This window comes from Metabacillus sp. FJAT-52054 (assembly GCF_037201815.1).
In the GTDB taxonomy this organism is placed as follows: domain Bacteria; phylum Bacillota; class Bacilli; order Bacillales; family Bacillaceae; genus Metabacillus_B; species Metabacillus_B sediminis.
In genome coordinates, this window is sequence record NZ_CP147407.1 from 3127381 (window position 1) to 3148535 (window position 21155).

The window sequence follows — 21155 nt, forward strand, 5'->3', positions numbered from 1 at the left end:
TTTTTTTTGCAGTTTGCTCATACTAAGTACAGGATTCCAAATTACAATGTATGGAGGGAGAACCGCTATGCTAACCGATCACCAGCTGAATGCCTTCCGGGAACAACTTCAGACTGCGAAAACAGAGCTTGAACAAAGATTCGGCGAGAACGGTCACTTTGGCCTTGAAAGCGGACATCCGCATGACACAGTGGGTGAACTATCCAGCTATGATAATCACCCTGGAGACGAAGGAACTGAGCTGTATGAGCGTGAGAAAGATGTTGCCTTAAATGAACATGCAGAAGAGGAATTGAGTGACATTAACCGGGCGTTAATGGCGATTGAAAAAGGGACTTACGGAAAATGTGAAATATGCGGCACAGATATTCCAGCTGAACGATTAGAAGCAATCCCATCTGCCACTACATGCAAAGAGCACTCGCCCAACCAGTCCATATCCTCAGATCGTCCCATTGAGGAAGAAGTACTGTCTCCTCCATTTGGAAGATTCACTTCTGACGATAAAGATTCAGTCGCATTTGACGCAGAGGATGCGTATCAGGAAACAGCAAGCTTTGGGTCGTCGGAATCTCCTTCAGATTTTGAATATCCAATGGAGGATTATGAGGATGCATACATTGAATCGGACGAGCGCATAGGTTATGTAGAGGATTACGAAAATTTTGCCGGAACGGATATCGAAGGCAAAAACGTGACCATCTATCCAAATGATGAACATGAAAAATATGAGGACGCCCTTGACGAAGAAGGCATCATGACTTCCTTTGGAGATCTTCCTGCATCTGAAAAAGAACGATATACCGATTGACACCCGGGTCTCGTTTCCTGCGAAGGATAGAGGAGCTAAAAGGCTCCCCTGAGAATAATGCAGAAACCCGGAAGCGCTCCGGGTTTTGTTTTTCGTTTCTGATGAATGAATTTTTCTGTTTACTTAACCATAATGGATTAAGCTGATGGAGCGGAAATCAGCCTAAGCCAATCCCATGTGAAAGGTGCTTTGAGTCCTTATTTTCCGGACACCGCCCATTTTCTAAGCCTATCCACAGGTTTTAAACCGCTAGCATAAGTGAATAGAAAGAAATACAGCGGTTTTCAACGAGGTCCGCCTTTAAGCATTTACCATAGATCCTGAGTTGAAGCGGGGGTTTGGTAAATGATCAGTTAAACGAGGAGGAGCATCCATGGTACGATCCATACTTATTTTTGTTATTACATATGCCTTATTTTTAATAAGCGGATTTTTGTTTCAAATTGATCAAAGCTGGTATGATGCGCTGAATAAACCTGCTTGGACACCTGCCGGAGGTACAATCGGAATGATTTGGTCAATTCTTTTCGCTTGTATTGCGGCTTCAATTACCATCATTGATCGAAAAGCAGGGGGACTTAACAACCTTAAGCCTGCATTTTGGATCATACTAATTGTGAATTATCTTTCTAATCAATTGTTCAGCTTTTTCCAGTTCAGTCAAAAAAACCTTGGTCTTGCAACGATTGACTGCGCCATTGTTGCCATTTCTGCAATCATTTTAACTGTCTTTGCGTTAAATATTCGAAAAATAGCGGGTATTCTGCTTGTTCCATATGTGCTGTGGACTTCATTTGCCACCTTCTTATCGTTTATGTTTTACTCGATGAATTTATAAACACAAAGAGCCTTGCCGCCGGACAAGGCTCTCTTGATTAATTAGCTTCCCACTGAGTTAAATATGGATAAGGATTAACGGCTTTAAAGCTCGAGTCATACAAACCGAAATGCAAATGGGAGACAAATTTTCCTGTAGTGCCCTCAGGACCATACCCGCTGCTTCCTACATACCCGATTAATTGCCCTTTTTTAATATCCGTTCCTGGATCGATTCCATCTGCATATTTAGAAAGATGAGCATAATAAACGTTGTAGCCATCCGGTGTATTGACTGTCAATCTCCATCCGCCAAGTTCATTCCATCCTTTTCGTGAAACGCTTCCGTCAGCAGCGGCATACACTGGGGTGCCTTCATTAGCCATGATATCTGTACCCTCATGAACCCTTGCCCCGCCATACTCTCTTGATTTTCCCCATGTATCTACAAATGGATCATACGTACCTTCATTTAGAGGAAACTGCCCGCTGTCCAGAGAGGATAAATTCTGATCTGCATTCACTTCAAGCTCTTGTCCAGCATAGATAGAGTCGGATTGGAGGCTGTTTAAGCTTTTAAGCTCAGCTACACTCATTTTGTACTTTAAAGCTATACCGCTCAGAGTTTCTCCGCTTTCGACTGTATGTATGGATGCTCCCTTTACTTCAGTAATTCTATCGCCGATTTTTAGTGATTGTCCTGGAAAAACAAGATCGCCTTCCAAACCATTTACCTGCATCATTTGAGTAACTGTCATATTGTGGCTGTTCGCAAGTTCTGAAAGAGTATCGCCCTTTTGTACGGTCACTGTTTCCTCTGCAGCTGCAGGGATTGTGATAGACGCAGCTGAAAACGCTGCAGCCAGAATAACTGGCATATACGTATGTTTCATGTTGCCGCATTCCTCCTCTTTATAGTTGGGTAGTCACCTATCCCATGAGAGGATTCGAACTGCCCCAGCTCTTTACTTCGCAGTTAGAAAAAACCAAACGGATTGTCCTATAAAAAAGAGATTTTTTACAAAAACAGGTACGTTTAGACTCTTCCTGGATTTTCACCCAATTCCCTATGGCTCCATTTCTCACGAGCATGCATATGTTAGAAGCAAAAGGCACGGGAGGAAATCGAATGGATGATCTAAATAAGCCTGACAGAAAGACTGCTGTCCTGCTTGCAGACTGCTGCCTCCTTGCTTATGATGGGGCACAGAATGGCGGGGAATTTAAAGCCCCTGAAGGCTTTGTCAATGTGGTCTCATTAAGAGGGAATATACTTGGTCAAAACAAGTGGTTTGGATTTATTATTGAATCGGACCGGCACATCATCGTTGCCTTTAGGGGAAGCCAGTCAGAACCTGATTGGGCTGCTACAGGGGATATTGAGCAGGTTCCTTATCCATATACATCCGCCGGCCTGGTTCACGATGGCTTTCTTGGAATCTATCAATCTTTTCGAACAGATTTATACAGAATCATCAGAAACCGCTCTTCCCGAAAAAAACTATACTTCACAGGACACAGTCTCGGGGCCGGCATTGCAACCCTTGCTTCTTTGGACGCTTCAAAAAATACTGGGAACTCCAATATATATATGTATAATTTCGGCAGCCCTAAAACAGGAAACAGACGATTCGTCTCTGCTTATAGTAAATCTGGCATCCGCTATTGCAGGTTTGTAAACAAAGAGGATCTTGTCCCCCTTCTGCCGCCAAGTAAAATAACAGATTACAGTCTGGGCAAAAACTATTACTACGCCCATCTTCCAAATCAATGCTTATTTTCTCTTCAAACCGGAACCATTGCCGGAAACCATAGTATGGAAACATACTATAAAGCTGCGGAGAAACTTCCATAATCGAAAAGCGCCCCTCCTGTATGGGAGCGGCGCTTTTGAGCGAAGTTAAATCGGCTTAATTCTCCAAATTCCATCTGCGTACTCTTTAATGGTTCTGTCACTGGAAAATGAACCGGAATACGCAATATTTATTAAAGATTTTTCCTGCCATTCCCCTCTATTTATGAAGGTCTGCTCTACCCTCTCCTGTGCTTCTGCATAGGATGAAAAGTCTTTCAGAACAAAATATTGATCATTATGGGCGATAAGCGAATCATAAATCGCTTCGAATTCCCCTTCTGTTTCATGGAAGAAACCATTAATCAGCTGATCCGCTGCCTGGCGAATCCGTACATCGTGATGGTAATACTCGGTTGAACGGTATCCTCCATTTTCATAGTAGTCCAGCACTTGTTCTGCAGTAAGACCAAAGGTAAATATATTAGAAGGGCCTACTGATTCAAGAATCTCTACATTCGCTCCATCTAGAGTACCGAGGGTTAAAGCACCATTCATCATAAATTTCATATTTCCTGTACCTGAAGCCTCTTTAGAAGCAGTGGAAATTTGTTCACTTACATCAGCCGCAGGGAAAATGGACTCTGCAAGGGAAACACGGTAATTCTCCATGAAAACCACCTTAATCATCTTGGAGACTTTAGGATCGGAATTCACCTTCTCAGCTAAGGAATTAATTAGCTTAATGACTTTTTTTGCATAATAGTAGCCTGGTGAAGCCTTTGCCCCGAAAATAAAAGTACGCGGATAGACGGAGAAGTTGGAATCTTCTCTTATCCGGTTATACAAATACATAATATGGAGCACATTAAGCAGCTGCCGTTTGTAAGCATGCAGACGCTTGACCTGCACATCGAAAATAGAGGATGGATCTACCTTCATAGAAGATTGCTCAAAAATTTTCTGCGCAAGAAGTTCCTTACGCACCTGTTTAATTTTAGCGGTTTTTTCTTTCATTCCCTCATCATAGATAAAACGTTTCAGCTGAATTAAATATTCAGGATCCTTCACCCAGCGCTCGCCGATTGCCTCTGTGATTGTGCTTGCAAGCTCTGGATTTGCCTTCAGCAGCCATCTTCTGTGGGCAATCCCATTTGTCTTATTATTAAATTTCTCAGGCTCAAATTCATAAAACAGCTTCATTTCACGCATCTTGAGGATATCGGAATGGATTTTTGCCACCCCATTGACACTATGGCTTCCAGCAATCGCAAGGTGAGCCATCTTAACCAATCCATGGGCAAGAATCGCCATTTGCTCGATTCTGTTCCAGTCTCCCGGATATCTCTCCCATAAAGCTTTACAGTAGCGTTCATTAATTTCTTCCACAATTAAATAGATTCTTGGAAGAAGTGGTTTAAACAAATAGATTGGCCATTTTTCAAGGGCTTCTGACAAGGTTGTATGATTCGTGTAGGAGATCGTTTTTGTGGTAATTTCCCAGGCTTCTTCCCATTCCATTCGTTCTTCATCCAAAAGAATTCTCATCAATTCCGGAATCGCCAATACTGGATGGGTATCATTAATATGAATGGCCACCATTTCATGAAAATTATGAAGGCTGCCATTCTTTTTACGAAAGGAGCGAATGATGCTCTGCAAGCTGGCTGATACAAGGAAATACTGCTGCTTGAGGCGTAAAATTTTTCCTTCATCATGTGTATCATCCGGATAAAGGAATTCAGAAACGGCCTCAGTTTCCCGCTTATAGGTAAGTAAGTCTCTATTTAGAGGAGGATGATGGGCGGGCTCTGCGCTCCATAATCGAAGCGTATTTACGGTGCTGGTTTCGTATCCAATCATAGGCATATCATAAGGCACGGCTACGACCGTTTCCGGCGAAACATGTTTGAATTCCAGTTTTCCATCCACTTCACGGCTTTCAGTTGATCCCCAAAATGCAATATCAACTGCCTGATCGGGTTTTCTGACTTCCCACACGTTTCCATGGCGCAGCCATTGTTCCGGATACTCAACCTGATAGCCATCTGCAATCTTCTGATCAAACAGTCCATGTTTATATCGGATTCCGCAGCCATGGCCTGGAAGATCAAGGGAAGCAAGTGAATCAAGGAAACAAGCAGCAAGGCGGCCAAGACCGCCATTGCCTAAACCTGCATCCGATTCGGACTCTTCAATATCCGATAAGCTGATTCCAAGCTCTTCAAGACCCTTTTCTACAACATCCCGAATACCAAGGTTCAGCAGGTTTTGCCCCATTAGTTTTCCGAGTAAAAATTCTATTGAGAAATAGTAGACCTGCTTATTGTTGGCTGAGCGGTTTTTTTCATTCGTTTCAATCCAGTTCGTGCTGATGTATTCTCTCACCATATTGCCTAAAGTATTGTATTGGTCCCTGCTGGTAGACTCTCTGAACGTCTTTCCATATGTCATTTCCAGTCTCTTAAGAAAGCTTTTCTGGAAAGATTCTTTACTTGAGAACAATACTCCCACTTCCCATCAAATCAGTATAAAGCTGATTGTATTTGCTGGCAGATTGAGACCAGCTGTAATCCTGGCTCATGGCGTTCTTAACAAGCTGGTTCCATAATTCTTTATCCTCTCTGTAAATAGAGAGAGCACGTCTGACTGTATGCATCATGTCATGTGCATTAAAATTTTTGAATGAAAACCCATTTCCGTCACCAGTTGCTTCATTATAGGAAAGAACGGTATCATTCAGGCCGCCGGTTTCACGAACAACAGGTATTGAGCCATATCGAAGAGCAATCAGCTGCCCTAGTCCGCACGGTTCAAATCTAGACGGCATAAGGAACAAGTCAGATCCTGCATACACTCTGTGGGCTAATGGCTCATCAAAACCTATGTACGCTTTTACATTTTCCGGATATTTATGTTCCATATGGCGGAAAAAGTTTTCAAATTCGGCTTCGCCTGTTCCAAGGATGATCCATTGCGTATCGTTATCCACCATCTCTTCCATCACATGGCGGACAAGATCAAGACCCTTTTGCTTAGTCAGCCTGGTAACCATGGAAATAACCGGAACTTCAGGTCTTTCTGGAAGTCCGAACATTTTTTGCAAAGCAGCTTTATTTTCCTGTTTTTTCTCAAGGCTTGACACATCAAATGGTGTATTTAGGAACGCATCCTTTGCCGGGTTATAAATTGTGTCATCGATTCCATTCAAGATCCCGTGCAAGGAGGCACCTTTTGCCCTAAGCAATCCATCAAGACGCTCCCCGTAATAAGGAGTCTGAATTTCTTCCATATAGGTTGGGCTGACGGTCGTAATGGCTGAAGAAGAAATAATTGCCGCTTTCATGAAGTTCACGCATTGATAAAATTCGAGTTTATCAGCTGTAAAATCCTCATGTCCCAGATTCAGGAGATCATAAATGATCTCCTGTGGGAAAACGCCTTGAAACTCAAGATTATGGATCGTAAATACGGTTTTCATTTCAGTATAAAATGGATCGGCTGCATACACTTCATTCAGGAAATAAGCGACCATGCCTGTATGCCAATCGTGGCTATGAATAATATCAGGCTGGAAATCGATCGCTTTAATTGCTTCCAGGACGGCTCTTGAAAAGAACGAAAATCTTTCTCCATCATCGTAATGCCCATATAGAGAGTCACGTTTAAAATAATATTCGTTATCCAGAAAATAATACGTAACTCCGTCCATTTCAAATACTTCAATGCCGCAAAACTGAGATCTCCAGCCTACAGCTACCTCAATCTCTTTTACTTTTGTCATCTGCTTTCTGTATTTTTCGGGAATCTGCCCATACTTTGGCATGATGACTCTCACGTCAGATCCTAACCGGGTAAGTTCTTTTGGCAGTGCTCCAGCTACGTCTGCCAATCCGCCGGATTTAACGAAAGGCACACATTCAGATACGGCAAACAGAATTTTCACGACTTAATCAGCACTCCTTGAACAGATCCTTTGCGCAGGACAATTGGATGCTCCATGGTGCCTTTCAGAACTTCGTGATTACCGATTTTAACATCCTTATCTAATATAACGTTTTCAAGCACGCAATTTTCTCCCACAGACGATTTCTGCATAATTATCCCATTTTTTATTACCGTATCTTTGCCAATATGAACCGCTCTGAAGATGATTGAGTTTTCTACATGCCCTTCAATACGGCATCCGTTTGCAATCATAGAGTTTCGTACATAAGAGGATTTAAGATATTTAGTAGGAGGTTCATCCTTTACTTTCGTATAAATTGGCGCAGCTTTAGGGAAAAGCTCTTTCCAAACTTCAGGCTTTAATAAATCAAGACTGTAGCGGAAATAAGATTGAATGGAATCAATCACGGAAACATACCCGTTAAATGCATATTCACAGATATTTAGCTGGGATCTGCCTTCATTGACGACTTGATTTAATGTTGTAAAACCATTGTTATCATAGGAGGAAATTAAATCTTTAAGCAGTGAGGTTTTAAGCACGTACATTTGCAGAGAATTGCCTTCTTTAGTGATCTCCGTTACATCGCAGCCCATTTCAATATGATGCTTAAGGACTTTGCAGAAATCAATGTTGCAAACGGTATGGCTGTTTGTAATAACCGTATATTCCTGACGGCTTCTTTTAAAGTAATCGAAATGGTCTTTGAACTGGCGGAACGATCCAAATTCATCGTATTCATCATGCAAATGCGGAGAAGGGAAAAAGAACAGCCCGTCGCGCTTTCTGTTTAAATCCCACTCTTTTCCTGATCCAAGGTGATCCATTAAAGAACGGTATTGGTATTTAGGGAATATAGCGACGCTGTCTACTCCTGAATTAACCAAATTAGAAAGGACAAAATCTATTAATCTATATCTTCCTCCAAAGGGAATAGCAGCCATTGAACGATTTTGTATTAAATCATCAATATTCTGGCTATGCGCTGTTGCATCAATAATTCCAAGCATGCTCATGTTCATGCTTTGCCACCTCTTTCGTCTCAAGTAATTTACGTTCTTTTATTCAGTGACTTCTGCATCGCGCGCAGCCACTTGCTGCTGTCTAATATAGTCAGGAGTAACAAGGAGGACTTCTTCTAATCCAGGGTTTGAACGGATAACCGTACCATCTTCAATAGTCATTCCGCTTGGAACAATGGCATTTTCAATATAGACGTTGTTTCCGATTACCGCATCCGGCATCACAACACACTTTTTAAGGAAGCTATCTTTGCCCACTGTTACACCCTGGAACAGGACGGAATGCTGTACGGTTCCATATACGACACAGCCCTCATTTACCAGAGAATCAGTTACTTCTGCTTCTGCAGAAATAAATTGCGGCGGCTGGTTCGGATTGACGGAATAAATTCTCCAATCCTGACTGAACAGGTTAAGCTCAGGATCATCTTTTAATAGATCCATATTTGCTTCCCAAAGACTTTTCACAGTTCCTACGTCTTTCCAGTACCCTTTGTATGGATAAGCTACAAGCTTTTTCTTTTCTTCGATCAGGAGCGGAATAACGTCTTTTCCAAAGTCATTGCTGGAATAAGGATTACGCTCATCCATTTCCAAATATTCCTGAAGAACAGACCATTTAAAGATATAAACGCCCATTGAAGCCAGGTTATTCTTAGGATTTTGAGGCTTTTCATCAAACTCAACGACTTCCATTTGTTCGTTCGTGTTCATAATCCCGAATCTGTTTGCTTCTTCCCATGGGACTTCAATAACTGAAATCGATACGTCAGCGTTCCTTTCCACATGGTAGTCCAGCATCTTAGAGTAATCCATCTTATAAATGTGATCACCAGAGAGGATCAATACGTATTCAGGGTCGTATTGCTCTAAATAGTTTAAGTTCTGATAGATGGCACTCGCTGTGCCTTTGTACCATTTTACTTCAGAGGATTCAGCATATGGTGGAAGTACAGTTACTCCTCCATTTTTACGATCCAGATCCCATGCGCTTCCAATCCCGATATAAGAGTGAAGAACGAGCGGCTGGTACTGTGTTAGAACCCCTACAGTGTCAATCCCAGAGTTCGTGCAATTGCTCAGTGTAAAATCGATTATTCTGTATTTCCCTCCAAATGGAACGGCAGGCTTCGCCAAATTCTTAGTTAATGAACTAAGACGGCTGCCTTTCCCCCCTGCGAGAAGCATTGCTACGCATTTCTTTTTCATTGTTGTTCTCCCTTCTCTTTTTAATTGCTCTCAACAAGCTAAAACCAAATGGCGGGACCGTCATGCTGATGCTATACGGCTGGCCATGAAGTTCCTCTTTTTCAGCTTTCAATTCTTTGAGATTCACCTGACCCGAACCTCCGAAATGAACATCATCACTATTCAAAATCTCTACATATCTCGTGTCTGCCGGTACCCCGATTTTGTAGCCGTGGTACACATCGCTTTTGAAATTACAGACTGCAATAAGCACTTCCCCTTCTTTAGATCCTTTTCTCATGAAGGAATAAATACTTTGTTCCGCGTTGTCTGCATCAATCCATTCAAATCCTTCCGGAGAATGATCCAATTCATAAAGAGGCTTTTGCTTTTTATAAACATTCATAAGTTCTTTAAAATAAACCCTCGTATCACGGTGAAGCTCATAATCCTCGAGGAACCAATCAAGCTGTTCAAGATCTTTCCATTCATCAAACTGGCCGAATTCAGACCCCATGAAAAGAAGCTTTTTCCCTGGATGTACAAGCATGTACCCTAGCAGCAAGCGCAGCTGAGCAAACTTTTGCCAGTAATCACCGGGCATTTTATTGAGAAGTGATTTTTTTCCATGAACGACTTCATCATGAGAGAATGGAAGAATGAAATTTTCATTGAAAGCATACATGAGAGAAAAAGTCATCTTATGATGAATATGCTTGCGGTCATGCTGGTCCGTCTCCATATACTCCAGCACATCATTCATCCAGCCCATATTCCACTTATAATTGAATCCCAAGCCTCCTTCCGAAACAGGGCTAGTAACCAAAGGCCAATCAGTAGAGTCTTCAGCAATCATAAGTGTATGAGGATCATAGGCAAAAACTGTCTCATTCAGCTTTTTCAAAAAACTTACAGCGTATGGATTTTCAAACGAATCACTATTTGGCCAATAAAGCATGTTGGCTACCGCATCTACGCGGAAACCATCTATATGATATTTCTCCAGCCAAAACAGGGCATTCGAGATCAAAAAGCTATGTACTTCCGGTTTGCCCAAATCAAAATTGGCTGTACCCCAAATTACATTTTCCCGATCATTATAGTTTGAATATTCAAATACCGGCTCCCCGTCAAACATATATAGACCATGTGCGTCCTTGCAAAAATGTCCCGGAACCCAATCCATGATTACTCCAAGGTCGTTTTGATGGCAGGCATCAATAAACTCCATAAACTCCTTTGGTGTGCCGTAACGGCTTGTGGCAGAGAAATATCCTGTTCCCTGATAGCCCCATGAGCGGTCATATGGATGTTCAATCACCGGCATGAGCTCAATATGTGTAAAACCATGATCGATTGCATAAGGTATTAACTCTTCGCTTAGTTCTTTATATGAATAAAGGCTTCCATCCTCTTTCTTCTTCCAGGAAGCTAAATTAACCTCATAAATAAAGACAGGCTTTTGATAAATGTTTTTTGTTTTTTTCTTTCGCTGCCATTTTTGATCGTTCCATTTGTACCCTTCTAAATCGGCTACAATAGAAGCTGTATTAGGTTTAAGCTCTGAATAAAAAGCAAACGGGTCAGCTTTCAGCAGCCTGGAACCATTTTTGGCAATCAGTTCGTACTTATAAACATCTCCTAGCTTCAAATCCGGAAAGAACCCAGTCCATATCCCTTCATCGCTTACTTTCTCAAGTACGTAATCCGTGCCCTTCCACTGGTTAAAATCACCGGCAATTCTTACCTGTTTCGCATGCGGTGCCCACACAGTGAATTGAACTCCGCTTACTCCATCAATAGTCTTAAAATGAGCGCCAAATTGTTCAAAGCTCTTAAACAGGCTTCCTTCATGAAACAAATGAACCTCAAAATCTGTAGGACTTGCAATCATTCAGCATAAACCCTCCCCGCATTTTAGAGTGTATCTCAATCTATATACCCCTTTTACTACTTTTTAATTCTCTACTTTGAAAAAAAAATCCTTTTGTGCAAACGCTTTTATAATTAGACATAATCTAACAAATATTTATCGCAGGTGAACACAATGTTATTTTTCTAAATAGAATTAAGAAAAGTATAAAAAAAATAGAGGTAAACCCTTTGCTGCGAGGGCCTTCCTCTATAACGAACAAATAAAAGCATTATTTTAAAAACATGATTATTTGAAAAAAAGTGTCGTAATTAGTCGAATATTAATTTTCTAAAAAAGCTAAATTACAGGAAAAAATGAAGGAATTACCACAGTGAGGAAAAGGTTATGTTTCGTCAATATATTCTTAATTAACTTTTAAAAACAGTAATTCTTTCAAAAATGGAGCAGCTGTGTCAAAAAAAGCTTACAGATTCCTCTGGCTTGGACTATATTTCTAAAAAAAGATGACGCACAAGGAGGCCGCTGCCTTGCTAACTCTAACCAAACCGGATTTCAGATTAAAAGAGGCATATATGGAGTTTTATGAGGAATGGAAAAACTCAGAAGAAAAAATTGTTCCATGGGTAGTAGCTGAAAGCCCAGCTGACTTTGAAAAGTATCTCCATTATTTAGAGGAGCAGGAGCAAGGTAAAAATATTCCGGAGCAATTTGTTCCCCATTCTACCTATTGGCTTCTTTTGGGCAAGAGTCGCATTGTTGGAGCTGTTAATATCAGACATAGGCTGAATGAGTACTTAAAAGAGCGGGGAGGACACATCGGATATGGAATCAGACCTTCTGAACGGCAAAAAGGATATGCTACAGCAATCCTGTCCCTGGCTCTGGCTGAATCAAAACGAATGGGGATTAAAAATGTGCTTGTTACATGTGAAAAGTCCAATATTGCATCGGAGAAAACGATTTTAAAAAATGGAGGAAAATTCGATTCGGAGTTTATCGAAGAATGTGGAACCGTGGTTAAGCGATTTTGGATTGCCGATTGAACTGCTTCAGTTTTAAAAGAATAACGCAAAAAACGCTGCAGACGCAGCGTTTTTTCAATGACCCGTACGGGATTCGAACCCGTGTTACCGCCGTGAAAGGGCGGTGTCTTAACCGCTTGACCAACGGGCCAGACAGATGGCGGAGAAGGAGGGATTTGAACCCTCGCGCCGCTTACGCGACCTACACCCTTAGCAGGGGCGCCTCTTCAGCCACTTGAGTACTTCCCCATATATAAATAGATGATCTGTGAAAGGATTCTCACAAACCTGTTTAACGCTTATAATGAAAATGGCTCCGCAGGCAGGACTCGAACCTGCGACCGATCGGTTAACAGCCGATAGCTCTACCACTGAGCTACTGCGGAACAAAATGGGCCTGAATGGACTCGAACCATCGACCTCACGCTTATCAGGCGTGCGCTCTAACCAGCTGAGCTACAGGCCCATATTCAATTGAAATGGAGCGGGTGATGGGAATCGAACCCACTACATCAGCTTGGAAGGCTGAGGTTTTACCAGTAAACTACACCCGCATGAAATGGGGCGACTGATGGGAATCGAACCCACGAATGTCGGAACCACAATCCGATGCGTTAACCACTTCGCCACAACCGCCACTTCAATATAAATGGTGGCTCGGGACGGAATCGAACCGCCGACACATGGATTTTCAGTCCATTGCTCTACCGACTGAGCTACCGAGCCATTATAAATTTTCCGGCAGGATCAGCTCTTTCGATCACATCCTCACGTATTCTATACGCTTCGGTGCTCACTCAATCGCTTCCTCGACCTTTACGCTTGCTTATTGAAAGCATCTTACTTTTTTTTCAATTATCCTATGTACTACGAAAAAATAAATGGCGGTCCGGACGGGACTCGAACCCGCGACCTCCTGCGTGACAGGCAGGCATTCTAACCAACTGAACTACCGGACCATTTTGGTTGCGGGGACAGGATTTGAACCTGCGACCTTCGGGTTATGAGCCCGACGAGCTACCAGACTGCTCCACCCCGCGGTGATAGAAAGCTATGCTTTTAAAACTTAACATTGCTCTTATTCAGTATTACTATCTAAGCATAGATCATACCTGAAAAATAAAGAATATATGGAGGAGGAAGAGGGATTCGAACCCCCGCGGGGTTTGACCCCCCTGTCGGTTTTCAAGACCGATCCCTTCAGCCAGACTTGGGTATTCCTCCAAAGAATAAATGATGGTGGACCTTGTAGGACTCGAACCTACGACCGGACGGTTATGAGCCGTCTGCTCTAACCAGCTGAGCTAAAGGTCCTATATGGTAGCGGCGGAGGGGGTCGAACCCACGACCTCACGGGTATGAACCGTACGCTCTAGCCAGCTGAGCTACGCCGCCATATAGTGTTTTATATATTTATTGGTGGAGCCTAGCGGGATCGAACCGCTGACCTCCTGCGTGCAAGGCAGGCGCTCTCCCAGCTGAGCTAAGGCCCCATCGTTTAAGGAAATGGTCGGGAAGACAGGATTCGAACCTGCGACCCCTTGGTCCCAAACCAAGTGCTCTACCAAGCTGAGCTACTTCCCGATATGGCGCGCCCGAGAGGACTCGAACCTCTAACCTTTTGATTCGTAGTCAAATGCTCTATCCAATTGAGCTACGGGCGCTAATTATTATAAGAGTGCCGAGGACCGGGATCGAACCGGTACGGTAGTCACCTACCGCAGGATTTTAAGTCCTGTGCGTCTGCCAATTCCGCCACCCCGGCGTAAAGGATTGGAGCGGAAGACGGGATTCGAACCCGCGACCCCCACCTTGGCAAGGTGGTGTTCTACCACTGAACTACTTCCGCAATAGTAATGATGCGGGTGAAGGGAGTCGAACCCCCACGCCGTAAGGCGCTAGATCCTAAGTCTAGTGCGTCTGCCAATTCCGCCACACCCGCATATAAAAAGGTAAATGGTGAGCCATGAAGGACTCGAACCTTCGACCCTCTGATTAAAAGTCAGATGCTCTACCGACTGAGCTAATGGCTCTCTTTTAATAGAGCATAAATGCTGCTACCAAGAAAGTGGTGCCGGCAAGAGGACTTGAACCCCCAACCTACTGATTACAAGTCAGTTGCTCTACCAATTGAGCTACACCGGCATATAAAAGTTACGGTATAAAGCCGTTCCTGCTTGATAAGGTCGCCCAGATCTCAGGATGTTTAGTCAAGAAGCTGCTCGATCTGTGCGCTGAAGAAATTTCAGGATGCATATTCGATCGTGCTCTACCAATTGAGCTACACCGGCATATAAAAGTTACGGTATAAAGCCGTTCCTGCTTGATAAGGTCGCCCAGATCTCAGGATGTTTAGTCAAGAAGCTGCTCGATCTATGCGCTGAAGAAATTTCAGGATGCATTTTCGATCGTGCTCTACCAATTGAGCTACACCGCATATAAAATTACATAAATGGTGGAGGATGACGGGATCGAACCGCCGACCCTCTGCTTGTAAGGCAGATGCTCTCCCAGCTGAGCTAATCCTCCATATGGTTTCGGCTTGTGATGAGCGGCGCATTGCGTTGTCACCTTCAGTCGTTCACATCCTCACGCACTCATGTGCGCTCCGGTGTTCTCTCCTTCGGTTCCTAGCACTGCTTGCTCCTCCCAACCCTCTTACATTCACTTTGTGGAGTGGCTATTTCGGCTTGTGATGAGCGGCGCATTGCGTTGTCACCTTCAGTCGTTCACATCCTCACGCACTCATTTGCGCTCCGGTGTTCTCTCCTTCGGTTTCTAGCACTGCTTGCTCTTCCCAATCCTCTTGCATTCATTTTGTTGAATGGCTGTTTCGGTTTGTAATCCGAATATAGCATTCAAAATAAGATATGCCTGGCGGCGTCCTACTCTCACAGGGGGAAACCCCCAACTACCATCGGCGCTAAAGAGCTTAACTTCCGTGTTCGGTATGGGAACGGGTGTGACCTCTTTGCCATAGTCACCAGACATATTCTTAAAAAAAGCGACAAGATTTATTATACTATGATTTCAGGAGAAATCAAGATATTTTTTAATCTTTTTTGCTCTTTCAAAACTAGATAACGATGTGCTGCACGAGTAAAGCAGCCTTACTTGAATAAAGGTTAAGTCCTCGACCGATTAGTATTCGTCAGCTGCACGTGTCACCACGCTTCCACCTCGAACCTATCAACCTGATCATCTTTCAGGGGTCTTACTCTTGCGATGGGAAATCTCATCTTGAGGGGGGCTTCATGCTTAGATGCTTTCAGCACTTATCCCGTCCGCACATAGCTACCCAGCGATGCCTTTGGCAAGACAACTGGTACACCAGCGGTGCGTCCATCCCGGTCCTCTCGTACTAAGGACAGCTCCTCTCAAATTTCCTGCGCCCGCGACGGATAGGGACCGAACTGTCTCACGACGTTCTGAACCCAGCTCGCGTACCGCTTTAATGGGCGAACAGCCCAACCCTTGGGACCGACTACAGCCCCAGGATGCGATGAGCCGACATCGAGGTGCCAAACCTCCCCGTCGATGTGGACTCTTGGGGGAGATAAGCCTGTTATCCCCGGGGTAGCTTTTATCCGTTGAGCGATGGCCCTTCCATGCGGAACCACCGGATCACTAAGCCCGACTTTCGTCCCTGCTCGACTTGTAGGTCTCGCAGTCAAGCTCCCTTGTGCCTTTACACTCTGCGAATGATTTCCAACCATTCTGAGGGAACCTTTGGGCGCCTCCGTTACATTTTAGGAGGCGACCGCCCCAGTCAAACTGCCCGCCTGACACTGTCTCCCGGCCCGATCAGGGCCGCGGGTTAGAAGTTCAACACAGCCAGGGTAGTATCCCACCAATGCCTCCACCGAAGCTGGCGCTCCGGTTTCCAAGGCTCCTACCTATCCTGTACAAGCTGTGCCAAAATTCAATATCAGGCTGCAGTAAAGCTCCACGGGGTCTTTCCGTCCTGTCGCGGGTAACCTGCATCTTCACAGGTACTATAATTTCACCGAGTCTCTCGTTGAGACAGTGCCCAGATCGTTACGCCTTTCGTGCGGGTCGGAACTTACCCGACAAGGAATTTCGCTACCTTAGGACCGTTATAGTTACGGCCGCCGTTTACTGGGGCTTCAATTCAAAGCTTCGCTTGCGCTAACCTCTCCTCTTAACCTTCCAGCACCGGGCAGGCGTCAGCCCCTATACTTCGCCTTGCGGCTTCGCAGAGACCTGTGTTTTTGCTAAACAGTCGCCTGGGCCTATTCACTGCGGCTCTTCAAGGCTATTCACCCTAAAGAGCACCCCTTCTCCCGAAGTTACGGGGTCATTTTGCCGAGTTCCTTAACGAGAGTTCTCTCGATCACCTTAGGATTCTCTCCTCGCCTACCTGTGTCGGTTTGCGGTACGGGCACCATTTTCCTCGCTAGAAGCTTTTCTAGGCAGTGTGGAATCAGGAACTTCGGTACTTCATTTCCCTCGCCATCACAGCTCAGCCTTAACCAAGGGACGGATTTGCCTATCCCTTGAGCCTACCTGCTTGGACGCGCATATCCAACAGCGCGCTTACCCTATCCTCCTGCGTCCCTCCATTGCTCAAACGGAAAAGAGGTGGTACAGGAATCTCAACCTGTTGTCCATCGCCTACGCCTTTCGGCCTCGGCTTAGGTCCCGACTAACCCTGAGCGGACGAGCCTTCCTCAGGAAACCTTAGGCATTCGGTGGAGGGGATTCTCACCCCTCTTTCGCTACTCATACCGGCATTCTCACTTCTAAGCGCTCCACCAGTCCTTCCGGTCTGGCTTCTCAGCCCTTAGAACGCTCTCCTACCACTGTTCGTAAGAACAGTCCACAGCTTCGGTGATCCGTTTAGCCCCGGTACATTTTCGGCGCAGGGTCACTCGACCAGTGAGCTATTACGCACTCTTTAAATGGTGGCTGCTTCTAAGCCAACATCCTGGTTGTCTAAGCAACCCCACATCCTTTTCCACTTAACGGATACTTGGGGACCTTAGCTGGTGGTCTGGGCTGTTTCCCTTTCGACTACGGATCTTATCACTCGCAGTCTGACTCCCATAGATAAGTCTTTGGCATTCGGAGTTTGACTGAATTCGGTAACCCGATGAGGGCCCCTAGTCCAATCAGTGCTCTACCTCCAAGACTCTCACTATGAGGCTAGCCCTAAAGCTATTTCGGAGAGAACCAGCTATCTCCAGGTTCGATTGGAATTTCTCCGCTACCCACACCTCATCCCCGCACTTTTCAACGTGCGTGGGTTCGGGCCTCCATTCAGTGTTACCTGAACTTCACCCTGGACATGGGTAGATCACCTGGTTTCGGGTCTACGACCACGTACTCAATCGCCCTATTCAGACTCGCTTTCGCTGCGGCTCCGTCTTTTCAACTTAACCTTGCACGTAATCGTAACTCGCCGGTTCATTCTACAAAAGGCACGCCATCACCCGTTAACGGGCTCTGACTACTTGTAGGCACACGGTTTCAGGATCTGTTTCACTCCCCTTCCGGGGTGCTTTTCACCTTTCCCTCACGGTACTGGTTCACTATCGGTCACTAGGGAGTATTTAGCCTTGGGAGATGGTCCTCCCTGCTTCCGACGGGATTTCTCGTGTCCCGCCGTACTCAGGATCCACTCAGGAGGGAACGAAGTTTCGACTACAGGGCTGTTACCTTCTTTGGCGGGCCTTTCCAGACCGCTTCTTCTACCCCGTTCCTTTGTAACTCCGTGTTGAGTGTCCTACAACCCCAGAAGGCAAGCCTTCTGGTTTGGGCTAATCCCGTTTCGCTCGCCGCTACTCAGGGAATCGCTATTGCTTTCTCTTCCTCCGGGTACTTAGATGTTTCAGTTCCCCGGGTCTGCCTTCCAGATCCTATGTATTCAGATCAGGATGCTGCTCCATTACGAGCAGCGGGTTTCCCCATTCGGAAATCTCCGGATCAACGCTTACTTACAGCTCCCCGAAGCATATCGGTGTTCGTACCGTCCTTCATCGGCTCCTAGTGCCAAGGCATCCACCGTGCGCCCTTTCTAACTTAACCTGATAACAGACGTTATCTTCGTTAGAGCTGAAAACAGATGTTTTCAGACTTGATGTTCTCTATCTACGCAAGCGCAGAAGAAAATCGTAAGGTTATTTGCTTACTCGTGTGAATGTTTGACATTCATATCGTTATCTAGTTTTCAAAGAACAAGTGTATAGAGAGAATGATCTCTCAAAACTAAACAAAGTCGAAGTGCGTCCGTTAATTGCTGCACCACATGGGTGCTGATAATTCTTCCTTAGAAAGGAGGTGATCCAGCCGCACCTTCCGATACGGCTACCTTGTTACGACTTCACCCCAATCATCTGCCCCACCTTAGGCGGCTGGCTCCCTTACGGGTTACCCCACCGACTTCGGGTGTTGCAAACTCTCGTGGTGTGACGGGCGGTGTGTACAAGGCCCGGGAACGTATTCACCGCGGCATGCTGATCCGCGATTACTAGCGATTCCGGCTTCATGCAGGCGAGTTGCAGCCTGCAATCCGAACTGAGAATGGTTTTATGGGATTCGCTTAACCTCGCGGTTTTGCAGCCCTTTGTACCATCCATTGTAGCACGTGTGTAGCCCAGGTCATAAGGGGCATGATGATTTGACGTCATCCCCACCTTCCTCCGGTTTGTCACCGGCAGTCACCTTAGAGTGCCCAACTGAATGCTGGCAACTAAGATCAAGGGTTGCGCTCGTTGCGGGACTTAACCCAACATCTCACGACACGAGCTGACGACAACCATGCACCACCTGTCACTCTGTCCCCCGAAGGGGAACCTTCTATCTCTAGAAGTGGCAGAGGATGTCAAGACCTGGTAAGGTTCTTCGCGTTGCTTCGAATTAAACCACATGCTCCACCGCTTGTGCGGGCCCCCGTCAATTCCTTTGAGTTTCAGTCTTGCGACCGTACTCCCCAGGCGGAGTGCTTAATGCGTTAGCTGCAGCACTAAAGGGCGGAAACCCTCTAACACTTAGCACTCATCGTTTACGGCGTGGACTACCAGGGTATCTAATCCTGTTCGCTCCCCACGCTTTCGCGCCTCAGCGTCAGTTACAGACCAGAGAGTCGCCTTCGCCACTGGTGTTCCTCCACATCTCTACGCATTTCACCGCTACACGTGGAATTCCACTCTCCTCTTCTGTACTCAAGTCCTCCAGTTTCCAATGACCCTCCCCGGTTGAGCCGGGGGCTTTCACATCAGACTTAAAAGACCGCCTGCGCGCGCTTTACGCCCAATAATTCCGGACAACGCTTGCCACCTACGTATTACCGCGGCTGCTGGCACGTAGTTAGCCGTGGCTTTCTGGTTAGGTACCGTCAAGGTGCGGGCAGTGACTCCCGCACTTGTTCTTCCCTAACAACAGAGCTTTACGATCCGAAAACCTTCATCACTCACGCGGCGTTGCTCCGTCAGACTTTCGTCCATTGCGGAAGATTCCCTACTGCTGCCTCCCGTAGGAGTCTGGGCCGTGTCTCAGTCCCAGTGTGGCCGATCACCCTCTCAGGTCGGCTACGCATCGTCGCCTTGGTGAGCCATTACCTCACCAACTAGCTAATGCGCCGCGGGCCCATCTGTAAGTGACAGCATAACCGTCTTTTATCTCCGAACCATGCGGTTCGAAAAGTTATCCGGTATTAGCTCCGGTTTCCCGGAGTTATCCCAGTCTTACAGGCAGGTTGCCCACGTGTTACTCACCCGTCCGCCGCTGACCTCCGAAGAGGTCCGCTCGACTTGCATGTATTAGGCACGCCGCCAGCGTTCGTCCTGAGCCAGGATCAAACTCTCCAAAAAGTAGTTTGACTAGCTCTTGTTTGTTGCTCTAGAATTAACGTTGGCACTTCGATTTGTTTAGTTTTCAAAGATCATTTTTTGCAACCGCTTCGTTAGCGGCTTTAATAATATATCACGCCGTTAGACAAGAGTCAACATCTTTTTCAACAATGTTTCAAAAGGAAATATCTTCTGTTTTCAGCGACAAATATTAATATATCACTATATCTCTAAAAGGACAATCATTTTTTTCAAATTTCTCTATGAAAATGATGCTGGAATTTTTGCAGCGATATTTTATTCCCTGTTTCGATTTCAACTCCTTCTATAGATAAGGCTTTTTTCTGCTCTTCAAGAACATCCTGATCCTTGATGGAGAGTTCTCCTAGAACTGATTACTCTGTGCCAAGGCAAACTGTATTTACTGCTCATCGTATGAAGAACTCTTACACCCTGTCTCGCTCCTCTAGGACTTCCCGCTGCAAATGCAACTTGTCCATACGTCATAACCCGGCCCTCCGGTATATTTTTGATGATTTGAATAGCTTTTTCGGTAAATGGTTTCATTCTCTTCCTCCTTCTGGTTTGATAAGGTAAATTAATAGTACCAAAAATGCGGCACGTAAGTATCATCATTCTATTAAATGTAAAATAGTTATTGTCGAAATTTGTGTGATAGTGTATAGTGAAAATAATTAAATAATTCGGTATACGACCACTAGGGGAGCCTTCGGCTGAGAATGAACAATCTGTTCTAGACCCTTTGAACCTGTTAGTTAATGCTTGCGTAGGGATGTGGCTTGATCGTTTAACTTCGTGATTAAAGCAGTGCGTGGAAGCAAGAGCATTCCCCGCATTGCTTTTTTAT

The 21155-nt window shown here is 45.1% G+C and carries 11 protein-coding genes, 21 tRNA genes, 3 rRNA genes and 1 riboswitch; of the genes, 4 read left to right on the forward strand and 31 right to left on the reverse strand.

Annotated features, from left to right (window positions below):
• The first annotated feature begins 67 nt into the window (after nucleotides 1-67).
• Nucleotides 68-811: a TraR/DksA C4-type zinc finger protein gene (locus WCV65_RS16220; protein ID WP_338777897.1), complete on the forward strand. Its 744-nt coding sequence runs from the start codon at nucleotides 68-70 to the stop codon at nucleotides 809-811.
• Between the two features lie 373 nt (nucleotides 812-1184).
• On the forward strand, nucleotides 1185-1649 hold the full coding sequence (locus tag WCV65_RS16225; protein WP_035409889.1) for a TspO/MBR family protein: 465 nt from the start codon (nucleotides 1185-1187) through the stop codon (nucleotides 1647-1649).
• 37 nt (nucleotides 1650-1686) lie between these two features.
• Here WCV65_RS16225 and WCV65_RS16230 read toward each other — a convergent pair whose 3' ends face one another.
• Nucleotides 1687-2520: a LysM peptidoglycan-binding domain-containing protein gene (locus WCV65_RS16230; RefSeq protein WP_338777900.1), complete on the reverse strand. Its 834-nt coding sequence runs from the start codon at nucleotides 2518-2520 to the stop codon at nucleotides 1687-1689.
• Between the two features lie 236 nt (nucleotides 2521-2756).
• On the opposite strand from WCV65_RS16230, the gene WCV65_RS16235 reads away from it, so the two are divergent.
• Nucleotides 2757-3482: a lipase family protein gene (locus WCV65_RS16235; RefSeq protein ID WP_338777902.1), complete on the forward strand. Its 726-nt coding sequence runs from the start codon at nucleotides 2757-2759 to the stop codon at nucleotides 3480-3482.
• A gap of 45 nt (nucleotides 3483-3527) precedes the next feature.
• On the opposite strand, the gene WCV65_RS16240 is transcribed toward WCV65_RS16235, so the two are convergent.
• From WCV65_RS16240 to glgB, 5 genes are read right to left on the reverse strand one after another with little or no spacing between them, the layout of a single operon-like run.
• The gene (locus WCV65_RS16240; protein WP_338777904.1) at nucleotides 3528-5924 is read right to left on the reverse strand and encodes a glycogen/starch/alpha-glucan phosphorylase; all 2397 of its coding nucleotides are present in this window, start codon (nucleotides 5922-5924) and stop codon (nucleotides 3528-3530) included.
• Nucleotides 5911-7365, reverse strand: a complete 1455-nt coding sequence (gene glgA, locus WCV65_RS16245; RefSeq protein WP_338777906.1) for a glycogen synthase GlgA — start codon at nucleotides 7363-7365, stop codon at nucleotides 5911-5913. The genes WCV65_RS16240 and glgA overlap by 14 nt, the downstream gene beginning before the upstream one ends.
• A complete protein-coding gene (locus tag WCV65_RS16250) occupies nucleotides 7362-8390 on the reverse strand; it encodes a sugar phosphate nucleotidyltransferase (RefSeq protein ID WP_338777908.1) in 1029 nt (342 codons plus the stop codon). Before WCV65_RS16250 ends, glgA begins: the two co-directional genes overlap by 4 nt.
• A gap of 39 nt (nucleotides 8391-8429) precedes the next feature.
• Nucleotides 8430-9599 carry a glucose-1-phosphate adenylyltransferase gene (locus WCV65_RS16255; protein ID WP_338777910.1) on the reverse strand — a complete coding sequence of 390 codons (1170 nt, stop codon included), beginning with the start codon at nucleotides 9597-9599 and terminating at the stop codon, nucleotides 8430-8432.
• Nucleotides 9544-11472, reverse strand: a complete 1929-nt coding sequence (gene glgB, locus WCV65_RS16260; RefSeq protein WP_338777912.1) for a 1,4-alpha-glucan branching enzyme — start codon at nucleotides 11470-11472, stop codon at nucleotides 9544-9546. The genes WCV65_RS16255 and glgB overlap by 56 nt, the downstream gene beginning before the upstream one ends.
• Before the next feature lie 554 nt (nucleotides 11473-12026).
• Here glgB and WCV65_RS16265 point away from each other — a divergent pair.
• Nucleotides 12027-12497, forward strand: a complete 471-nt coding sequence (locus WCV65_RS16265; protein ID WP_338782330.1) for a GNAT family N-acetyltransferase — start codon at nucleotides 12027-12029, stop codon at nucleotides 12495-12497.
• 58 nt (nucleotides 12498-12555) lie between these two features.
• Here the strand turns inward: WCV65_RS16265 and WCV65_RS16270 are convergent.
• The 25 genes from WCV65_RS16270 to WCV65_RS16390 all read right to left on the reverse strand — a co-directional run bounded on the left by WCV65_RS16270 (nucleotide 12556) and on the right by WCV65_RS16390 (nucleotide 20854).
• Nucleotides 12556-12627: transfer RNA gene (locus WCV65_RS16270), tRNA-Glu, on the reverse strand.
• A 7-nt stretch (nucleotides 12628-12634) separates the two neighbouring features.
• A tRNA-Ser gene (locus WCV65_RS16275) sits at nucleotides 12635-12725 on the reverse strand.
• A gap of 62 nt (nucleotides 12726-12787) precedes the next feature.
• A tRNA-Asn gene (locus WCV65_RS16280) sits at nucleotides 12788-12862 on the reverse strand.
• Nucleotides 12863-12868: 6 nt separating this feature from the next.
• Nucleotides 12869-12942 (reverse strand) — tRNA-Ile (locus WCV65_RS16285).
• 14 nt (nucleotides 12943-12956) lie between these two features.
• Nucleotides 12957-13030, reverse strand: a tRNA-Gly gene (locus tag WCV65_RS16290).
• Between the two features lie 6 nt (nucleotides 13031-13036).
• Nucleotides 13037-13112: transfer RNA gene (locus WCV65_RS16295), tRNA-His, on the reverse strand.
• 14 nt (nucleotides 13113-13126) lie between these two features.
• Nucleotides 13127-13202, reverse strand: a tRNA-Phe gene (locus WCV65_RS16300).
• A 156-nt stretch (nucleotides 13203-13358) separates the two neighbouring features.
• Nucleotides 13359-13435, reverse strand: a tRNA-Asp gene (locus tag WCV65_RS16305).
• A gap of 4 nt (nucleotides 13436-13439) precedes the next feature.
• A tRNA-Met gene (locus WCV65_RS16310) sits at nucleotides 13440-13516 on the reverse strand.
• A gap of 91 nt (nucleotides 13517-13607) precedes the next feature.
• Nucleotides 13608-13700: transfer RNA gene (locus WCV65_RS16315), tRNA-Ser, on the reverse strand.
• Nucleotides 13701-13713: 13 nt separating this feature from the next.
• A tRNA-Ile gene (locus WCV65_RS16320) sits at nucleotides 13714-13790 on the reverse strand.
• Nucleotides 13791-13794: 4 nt separating this feature from the next.
• A tRNA-Met gene (locus WCV65_RS16325) sits at nucleotides 13795-13871 on the reverse strand.
• A 22-nt stretch (nucleotides 13872-13893) separates the two neighbouring features.
• A tRNA-Ala gene (locus WCV65_RS16330) sits at nucleotides 13894-13969 on the reverse strand.
• A 14-nt stretch (nucleotides 13970-13983) separates the two neighbouring features.
• Nucleotides 13984-14060: transfer RNA gene (locus WCV65_RS16335), tRNA-Pro, on the reverse strand.
• A gap of 3 nt (nucleotides 14061-14063) precedes the next feature.
• Nucleotides 14064-14140: transfer RNA gene (locus WCV65_RS16340), tRNA-Arg, on the reverse strand.
• A gap of 15 nt (nucleotides 14141-14155) precedes the next feature.
• Nucleotides 14156-14241 (reverse strand) — tRNA-Leu (locus tag WCV65_RS16345).
• 9 nt (nucleotides 14242-14250) lie between these two features.
• A tRNA-Gly gene (locus tag WCV65_RS16350) sits at nucleotides 14251-14325 on the reverse strand.
• Nucleotides 14326-14336: 11 nt separating this feature from the next.
• A tRNA-Leu gene (locus WCV65_RS16355) sits at nucleotides 14337-14418 on the reverse strand.
• Between the two features lie 15 nt (nucleotides 14419-14433).
• Nucleotides 14434-14509: transfer RNA gene (locus tag WCV65_RS16360), tRNA-Lys, on the reverse strand.
• 36 nt (nucleotides 14510-14545) lie between these two features.
• A tRNA-Thr gene (locus WCV65_RS16365) sits at nucleotides 14546-14621 on the reverse strand.
• Between the two features lie 308 nt (nucleotides 14622-14929).
• Nucleotides 14930-15005, reverse strand: a tRNA-Val gene (locus WCV65_RS16370).
• Nucleotides 15006-15348: 343 nt separating this feature from the next.
• Nucleotides 15349-15464, reverse strand: a 5S ribosomal RNA gene (gene rrf / locus WCV65_RS16375).
• A gap of 133 nt (nucleotides 15465-15597) precedes the next feature.
• Nucleotides 15598-18524: ribosomal RNA gene (locus tag WCV65_RS16380) — 23S ribosomal RNA — on the reverse strand.
• A gap of 245 nt (nucleotides 18525-18769) precedes the next feature.
• Nucleotides 18770-20308, reverse strand: a 16S ribosomal RNA gene (locus WCV65_RS16385).
• Together the 16S, 23S and 5S rRNA genes with 21 tRNA genes alongside form the textbook arrangement of a ribosomal RNA operon.
• A 330-nt stretch (nucleotides 20309-20638) precedes the next feature.
• Nucleotides 20639-20854, reverse strand: coding sequence for an MGMT family protein (locus tag WCV65_RS16390; RefSeq protein WP_338777914.1), 216 nt, complete (start codon nucleotides 20852-20854; stop codon nucleotides 20639-20641).
• 143 nt (nucleotides 20855-20997) lie between these two features.
• A riboswitch (TPP riboswitch) is annotated at nucleotides 20998-21098 on the forward strand.
• Nucleotides 21099-21155: the final 57 nt, after the last annotated feature.

What these genes read in the sequence shown, in the direction of transcription:
- WCV65_RS16225 (WP_035409889.1), top strand. Translation starts at nt 1,185, where the DNA reads ATGGTACGATCCATACTTATTTTTGTTATTACATATGCCTTATTTTTA.
- glgB (WP_338777912.1), bottom strand. Translation starts at nt 11,472, where the DNA reads ATGATTGCAAGTCCTACAGATTTTGAGGTTCATTTGTTTCATGAAGGA.
- WCV65_RS16230 (WP_338777900.1), bottom strand. Translation starts at nt 2,520, where the DNA reads ATGAAACATACGTATATGCCAGTTATTCTGGCTGCAGCGTTTTCAGCT.
- WCV65_RS16220 (WP_338777897.1), top strand. Translation starts at nt 68, where the DNA reads ATGCTAACCGATCACCAGCTGAATGCCTTCCGGGAACAACTTCAGACT.
- WCV65_RS16390 (WP_338777914.1), bottom strand. Translation starts at nt 20,854, where the DNA reads ATGAAACCATTTACCGAAAAAGCTATTCAAATCATCAAAAATATACCG.
- WCV65_RS16265 (WP_338782330.1), top strand. Translation starts at nt 12,027, where the DNA reads ATGGAGTTTTATGAGGAATGGAAAAACTCAGAAGAAAAAATTGTTCCA.
- WCV65_RS16235 (WP_338777902.1), top strand. Translation starts at nt 2,757, where the DNA reads ATGGATGATCTAAATAAGCCTGACAGAAAGACTGCTGTCCTGCTTGCA.
- WCV65_RS16250 (WP_338777908.1), bottom strand. Translation starts at nt 8,390, where the DNA reads ATGAACATGAGCATGCTTGGAATTATTGATGCAACAGCGCATAGCCAG.
- WCV65_RS16255 (WP_338777910.1), bottom strand. Translation starts at nt 9,599, where the DNA reads ATGAAAAAGAAATGCGTAGCAATGCTTCTCGCAGGGGGGAAAGGCAGC.